Raw genomic sequence first — 6,415 nt, forward strand, 5'->3', positions numbered from 1 at the left:
AACGCCGGATCGTTTTCGCTGCTTTATCCTGGCGTAAGCGGGGAGAGGGATGAAAGATTGTTAGGTGATAATAAATATCAGAAAGGTATATACCCGTTATATTTCAAGTTGCCTCATTGTTGGCTGCGCTTATTTACCCCGGTCACATAGTTGTCTATGTTCCCGGGGATGCATGCGCTTGCCGCCGCGATGCAACCTGAACTATTTAGGGTATAAAGATGCCCCCCGGAACCGGGGGGCAAAAGGGATTATTTCAGTTCCAGCTCGTTCATTGCTGCAATGCTGAAACCGCCGTCAACGTGAACGACTTCACCGGAGATACCCGCGGAGAGGTCGGAACACAGGAAGGCTGCGGAGTTACCCACATCTTCGATGGTGACGGTGCGGCGAATCGGAGTAACCGCTTCGCAGTGGGCCAGCATTTTACGGAAATCTTTAATGCCGGAGGCAGCCAGAGTACGGATAGGGCCTGCAGAGATGCCGTTAACGCGAATGCCTTCCGGGCCCATTGCGTTAGCCATATAGCGCACGTTGGCTTCCAGCGACGCTTTCGCCAGACCCATCACGTTGTAGTTTGGGATAGCGCGCTCAGCACCCAGGTAAGAGAGGGTCAGCAGTGCAGAGCCCGGGTTAAGCATGGCACGGCAGGATTTTGCCAGTGCGACGAAGCTGTAGGAGCTGATGTCGTGCGCAATTTTGAAGCCGTCACGAGTAACTGCATTCACATAATCGCCGTCCAGCTGGTCACCCGGGGCGAAACCGATGGAATGAACGAAACCGTCAAATTTCGGCCATACTTTAACCAGTTCGCTGAACAGGTTTTCGATGCTGTCATCTTCCGCAACGTCACATGGCAGCACGATGCTGGAACCCAGTTGAGCGGCAAACTCTTCTACACGGCCTTTCAGTTTGTCGTTCTGATAGGTGAACGCCAGCTCAGCGCCTTCGCGGTGCATAGCTTGCGCGATACCGTAGGCGATGGAAAGTTTGCTGGCAACGCCCGTTACCAGAATGCGCTTACCGGTAAGAAAACCCATAGCTTTTAATCCTTATAGTTACTGTTATGCGATCAACGTTCACACGTGGATCGTTATTAAAACGCGGCGATTCTAACATGAGTCGCCGAATGAGTTAATCCGACCACTGAAAGGCCGTGCGGCCTCAGCGATCCTGTCGCCAGGCATCTGCGGTCAATGCTTCGCCAAAATGGCCGGCAATTAAGCGCTTAGTGAGCTCATGCAGCGGTGATGCCAGCACGCTGGCGGTGCTGCCACGCTCGACAACTTCGCCCTGATGCATCACCAGAACCTGATCGCTGATGTGTTTCATCATGCCGATGTGCTGGGTCACATAAATATAAGCGATACCCTGTTTTTCCTGTAATTCCAGCATCAGATTTATTAACTGCGAGCGCATCGACATATCCAGCGAGGCCAGCGCCTCATCGGCAATAATGACCTTCGGGCGCAGGATAAGCGCACGCGCCAGTCCCAGACGCTGCTTCTGACCGGGGGCAAACATATAAGGGTAATAGCTGGCATGATCGGGTAATAACCCCACCATGCGCAGCGTTTCATAAATGCGTTTCTGTCGCGCCTCTGGCTCAAGGTCGGTGTTAAGCCTGAGCGGAAAGTCGAGTATCTGCGAAATACGCTGGCGCGGATTAAGCGATGTCGACGGGTCCTGAAAAATCATTCTGATACGCTGGCTACGAAATGAGTAATCACCATAGCGCAGAGGATGGTCGTCAATCAGGAGTTCCCCCGTACTGGGTGCTGTCATCCCGGCCAGCATTTTTGCCAGCGTCGACTTACCTGAGCCATTCTCACCAATAATCGCCAGCGTCTGCTTTTCCCGTAGCGTAAAGCTCAGAGGCTTCACCGCCTCCACGGTCTGCTGGCGAAACCAGCCGGTGCGATAGCGAAAGGTCTTACTCAGGTTACGTACTTCGAGCAGGGTTTCCACCATCTCACTCTCTCTCCATATTCAGCGGGAAATGGCAGGCGTACAGATGGTTTTTGGCACCTGACAGTAGCGGCCTTTCAATACATTTGCGTTGCGCATAGGGGCAGCGGGGCCCCAGGCGACAACCAATTGGCAGATGCTCCAACAGCGGAATGGCGCCTGGAAGCGTGTTGAGTCGACTTTTGTGTGGCATCGCACTGCCAAAATCAGGGATAGCGCGGATCAATGCCTGCGTATAAGGATGGTGCGGCGTTGAGATGAGTTCTTCACTCGGTGCGGTTTCTACCGTCTGACCGCAGTACATCACATTGATACGGTCAGCCCAGTTGCTCAACATCTGCAGATCATGGCTGATGAGCAGAATCGTGGTGTTATTGTTCTGATTAAGCCGCGTCAGCAGACGGAAAATCTGCGCTTGCGTGGTGGGCTCCATCGCATTGGTCGGTTCGTCGGCAATCAGTAGTCGCGGCTGGTTAGCGAGCGCAATGGCTATCATCACTTTCTGACACTCGCCATCGGTCAGCTCGTAAGGGAAGCTGCGCATCGCATCTTTGTGATCTTTAATACCCACGCGGTGTAGGAGCTCAATCGCGCGACGCTTGCGCCAGCCAAAGCGACGGAAAAAGCCCCCTTTCCAGGTCCAGCCAGGGATGTTTTGCATCAGCTGTTTGCCGATCCGCTCGGAGGGATCGAGACAGGACTGCGGCTCCTGAAAAATCATCGACACGTTATGGCCGAGCAATTTTCGCCGTTCGCGAGGCGACAGCCGCATCAGGTCGATATCATCGAAACGCATACGGTCGGCGGTGACGCGCCAGTTCTCTTTAGTGACGCCACAAATGGCCTTTGCAATCAGGCTTTTACCGGAGCCAGACTCACCCACAAGACCGCGGATTTCCCCTTCGGCCAGGGTCAGATTGACTCTGTCGACAGCTTTAACCCACTGTTCACCGGTTTTCACTTCGATGGTGAGATTACGTATATCGAGCAGCGGCATTATTCCACCCCCGCATTAATGGCGCGGCGAATGCCATCGCCAAGCAGATTGACAAGCAATACGCTGAGCATGATGGCCGCACCCGGGAGCATGACCGTCCAGGGGGCGACATAAATAAGTTCAAGGGCGTCCCCCAGCATGGCGCCCCATTCCGGCGAGGGGAGCTGTGCGCCAAGATCAAGGAAGCCAAGTGCGGCAATGTCCAGAATGGCAATGGAAAGCGAACGGGTCGTTTCAGTGACCAGTCCGGACGTCATATTGGGCAGCACAGCAAACCATAAAATATTTAAGGTGGAAGCACCGTCGAGACGAGCCGCAATGACGTACTCCTTCTCCAGTTCGTCATGCACCATGCTGTAAACCGAGCGCACCATTCGCGGCAGGATAGCCAGCCACACGGCGAACATGGCATGAGAAAGATGGGGACCGGCAAAAGCGACCACAATGATGGCCAGTAAGAGCGACGGAATCGACAGCAGGGTATCGAGAATATGGTTGAGCACAGCAGAACGCAGACCGTGCGTCGCACCCGCAATGACGCCCAGGAGAAGTCCGCACAGGGTCGCAGCGAGCGTGACGAGGAAAGCGCCGCCCACCGTTGGCGCCGCACCGCTGAGCAGGCGACTGAGAACATCACGGCCTAAATCATCCGTACCCAGGAAGAAAGAGACCTCACCGTAACGAGACCATGACGGCGGAAGCAACTGATAGCCCAGAAACTGCTGATCGATGCCGTAAGGGGCAAACCACTTGCCGAACAGGCACAGCAGGATTAGCCCGGCGCAGCCATACAGCCCAACCATAGCGGGGGTGTCGCTATAAAATTTACGCCAGACCATACGCAAGGCGCCCGGCGGGCGTTTTTCGCTATAAACATTATCGTAGGGCATATGAACCCGCTTTATCTTTATTAATCATGATTTACTTCTATTCATTTTTCTCTGGTGTACCGCAACTCAGCTGCCTATTGATGCTTTAAATTCGTTTAATCTGGATCATCGTGAAGGTTTTCAATTTACCCGCTTTGTGTACACTAATGTGTATATATTCCTGCGGGGTGTACACATTGCTCACCGACACAAAACTTAGAAAAGTTCTTGGCAAAAAAAGAGACAAAATTGAAGTCATTTCAGATGCTCACGGCCTTAATGCCCGGTTGTCTGTCACCGGCAGTATAACATTCTTTTACCGCTACAGATGGGAAGGGAAAGCAGCTCAACTGACGATTGGCGATTATCCAACCGTATCGCTATCTCACGCAAGGGAGCGCCGTCAGCAGTTCAGGGCGTGGCTGACTGAAGGATTTGATCCACGGCGCCAGGCAGTGCTTGAGAAGCAGAAAAAAATTGATGCGCTTTCAGTTAAAGAAGCATTCGATTACTGGGAGAAGTTTTACTGTATCCCCGAGGGGTTGGTGAAGATCAAGGTTAACCGCCGGGACTTCAACAATCATATCGCGCCGGTGCTCGGGAATATGATTGTTGACCAGACCACTAAGGCACACTGGCTTAGTCTATTTGACGACATGGGTAGGCGAGTGGTTACAGGGCAAATGCTTGGATTGATGCAGCGTGCATTCCGTTTCTGCTCTAACAGGGGGGTCATTAACCTAAATCCTTTAGAAAGCCTTCGTCGTTCAGATGTAGGTCTCTCTGCAGCAGTTAAGGATCGCAGGCTGAGCGATGAAGAAATTAAAACTGTTTGGAGCGTACTTCCGGAGATGAAGGGGCGGCAGCAATTAATCATGAAGTATCTTATCTTGACTGGTTGCAGGAGCACTGAGATAAGGACAGCTAAATGGGAATGGTTCGACTTCGTCGAAAAAACATGGACTATACCAGGGAGCGATTACAAAACGGGTAAATCGGTTAGGAGAGCCCTTCCGGAGGCCATAGTTAAAATGATGGCATCTATAAAGGAAACATCCGTATCGAAACACATTGTTACAGTGTCACGATACAACGGCCCGGAGGATGACAGGCCGCCAATGCAACCGAATGTCGCTTTATTCTCAGCCCAGATTATAGCCAAAACAGGGATGGCCCCGTGGTCACTTCACGACCTGAGGAGAACAGTGGCGACGCGTCTGTCTGAATTAGGCGCGCCTCCACATGTAGTTGAGAAATTGCTCGGTCATCATATGGCAGGGGTTATGGCGCGGTACAACCTGCATGATTACTTGGACGATCAGAGGCACTGGCTTGCAGTGTGGCAGAGCCATCTTGAAACGCTGATCGGTCAGCCTCTGGTTTGATACCTACTTTCTCCTCCCATTCCAGTAGATCAGACAGCCTCCAGCGCTTCGGGCTGCCATTTATTCTCGGCTGCGGGAATGGCTGAGAGAATGAGGCCGGCATCCGCGATGGCGTGCTCCAGAAATACAGCGTGCTACGTGAGATTTTGTACCTTGAAAGGACGTCACTGGTTATTAAAATCTCAACAGTGGAGTTCGTTACGTTGTTCATATCAAGCCTCTCAGTTGCATTGCCCTGGAAGATTCCTCAATCTACGAGCGTGAGTCATTGCTGTAGCCACATAGCTACATCTGCGGTTCACCACCTCCACCCAAACCTTCACGCCTTCAACCCTCACCGTATACGTCTCTTTCATCTTGCTGCGTCCATAGTCGCCGTATCTTTGATGGTGGGCGGCCAGTGCGATGTCGCATGCCTGGCGCGCCAGCGGAGATTGTTGATTGCCACGGTTAATCAGCCGCACGGTCATCTCCTTCAATGCGCTTAAACTCAATAACCCATACCCACGGGTTGGCCTGCCAGCTTTCTTCGCCATAGATGTGCTGCCATGTCTGGCCGAACCATGACCGGGAAAAATCGGGGTAACCAAACTGCTGGGATACCGCGTCGATAGACGGATGACTCGGCGGCGCGCCCTCTGCAATTGCATCCCTCTGGCTGATATCGTTCAGTCGTTCCACGCGCACGTCGGTAATCTCCAGCAGAATACGGCTGGCCCAGCGCGGCATATGGATTGATGGAGTCCAGCGCACATCCTCAGCTGGCGGCGCGTTCTCGTAGTGCGGTGGCACATGTGCAGGGTAGTTCGCACGATAAAGCTGTAATTCCGGCGCGCCAGCGCCAGCTTGCGCCCACGTCTCGCGCACCCAAAGTCGGTCCCCTGGCTGGCCGAACGTGCAAAGCATTGCCGCGAGGCGGCAACCCTCATAGCTGGCCTCGCCGTTTTTACCGCGCACTACCGGGTTTTTCATACCATGCTCATGGGAAAGTTTGATGATCCGGCGCGTCTGCGTTTTGCGCCCATCAAGAATGGCCCGCACCATTTCTGAGTTAAAAATCATTCCGCGCTCTTTCATGCTGTACGCTCCGGGTCGTATTTATCCCAGCAGTTAGCTTCGATATTTCGCAGCAGACGGCGTTCGGCCACCTCATCCACGCTGCGCCCGGTCAGTTCGGCAACCACTTTGTTGTTGTTCCG

General features: G+C 53.2%; 7 protein-coding genes. 1 reads left to right on the top strand and 6 read right to left on the bottom strand.

Going from position 1 to position 6,415, the window contains the following annotated elements; all coding sequences use genetic code 11:
• Positions 1-248: 248 nt before the first annotated feature.
• From fabI to sapC, 4 genes are all read right to left on the bottom strand, one after another.
• Entirely contained in the window at positions 249-1,037 is a 789-nt protein-coding gene (fabI, locus tag KXR87_RS01735) for an enoyl-ACP reductase FabI (protein ID WP_437430537.1), read from the bottom strand.
• Positions 1,038-1,161: 124 nt separating this feature from the next.
• A complete protein-coding gene (gene sapF, locus KXR87_RS01740) occupies positions 1,162-1,968 on the bottom strand; it encodes a putrescine export ABC transporter ATP-binding protein SapF (protein WP_437430538.1) in 807 nt (268 codons plus the stop codon).
• Between the two features lies 1 nt (position 1,969).
• Positions 1,970-2,962: a putrescine export ABC transporter ATP-binding protein SapD gene (gene sapD, locus KXR87_RS01745; protein WP_437430539.1), complete on the bottom strand. Its 993-nt coding sequence runs from the start codon at positions 2,960-2,962 to the stop codon at positions 1,970-1,972.
• On the bottom strand, positions 2,962-3,852 hold the full coding sequence (sapC, locus tag KXR87_RS01750; RefSeq protein ID WP_437430540.1) for a putrescine export ABC transporter permease SapC: 891 nt from the start codon (positions 3,850-3,852) through the stop codon (positions 2,962-2,964). The genes sapD and sapC overlap by 1 nt, the downstream gene beginning before the upstream one ends.
• Before the next feature lie 146 nt (positions 3,853-3,998).
• Here sapC and KXR87_RS01755 point away from each other — a divergent pair, with 146 nt between their 5' ends.
• A complete protein-coding gene (locus tag KXR87_RS01755) occupies positions 3,999-5,216 on the top strand; it encodes a tyrosine-type recombinase/integrase (protein ID WP_437430560.1) in 1,218 nt (405 codons plus the stop codon).
• Positions 5,217-5,437: 221 nt separating this feature from the next.
• On the opposite strand, the gene KXR87_RS01760 is transcribed toward KXR87_RS01755, so the two are convergent.
• Together KXR87_RS01760 and KXR87_RS01765 are read right to left on the bottom strand one after the other, a co-directional pair.
• Complete coding sequence (locus KXR87_RS01760) at positions 5,438-5,680, bottom strand: DUF4060 family protein (RefSeq protein ID WP_437430541.1); 243 nt, start codon at positions 5,678-5,680, stop codon at positions 5,438-5,440.
• A complete protein-coding gene (locus KXR87_RS01765; protein WP_437430542.1) occupies positions 5,667-6,293 on the bottom strand; it encodes a hypothetical protein in 627 nt (208 codons plus the stop codon). Before KXR87_RS01765 ends, KXR87_RS01760 begins: the two co-directional genes overlap by 14 nt.
• Positions 6,294-6,415 lie beyond the last annotated feature (122 nt).

The sequence above is a fragment of the Yokenella regensburgei genome, from assembly GCF_051486985.1.
Taxonomy (GTDB): Bacteria; Pseudomonadota; Gammaproteobacteria; order Enterobacterales; family Enterobacteriaceae; genus CBFFRJ01.

Coding starts and splice junctions, on each gene's coding strand:
- sapF (WP_437430538.1), bottom strand. CDS start 1,968: ATGGTGGAAACCCTGCTCGAAGTACGTAACCTGAGTAAGACCTTTCGC.
- KXR87_RS01765 (WP_437430542.1), bottom strand. CDS start 6,293: ATGAAAGAGCGCGGAATGATTTTTAACTCAGAAATGGTGCGGGCCATT.
- sapD (WP_437430539.1), bottom strand. CDS start 2,962: ATGCCGCTGCTCGATATACGTAATCTCACCATCGAAGTGAAAACCGGT.
- fabI (WP_437430537.1), bottom strand. CDS start 1,037: ATGGGTTTTCTTACCGGTAAGCGCATTCTGGTAACGGGCGTTGCCAGC.
- KXR87_RS01755 (WP_437430560.1), top strand. CDS start 3,999: ATGTGTATATATTCCTGCGGGGTGTACACATTGCTCACCGACACAAAA.
- sapC (WP_437430540.1), bottom strand. CDS start 3,852: ATGCCCTACGATAATGTTTATAGCGAAAAACGCCCGCCGGGCGCCTTG.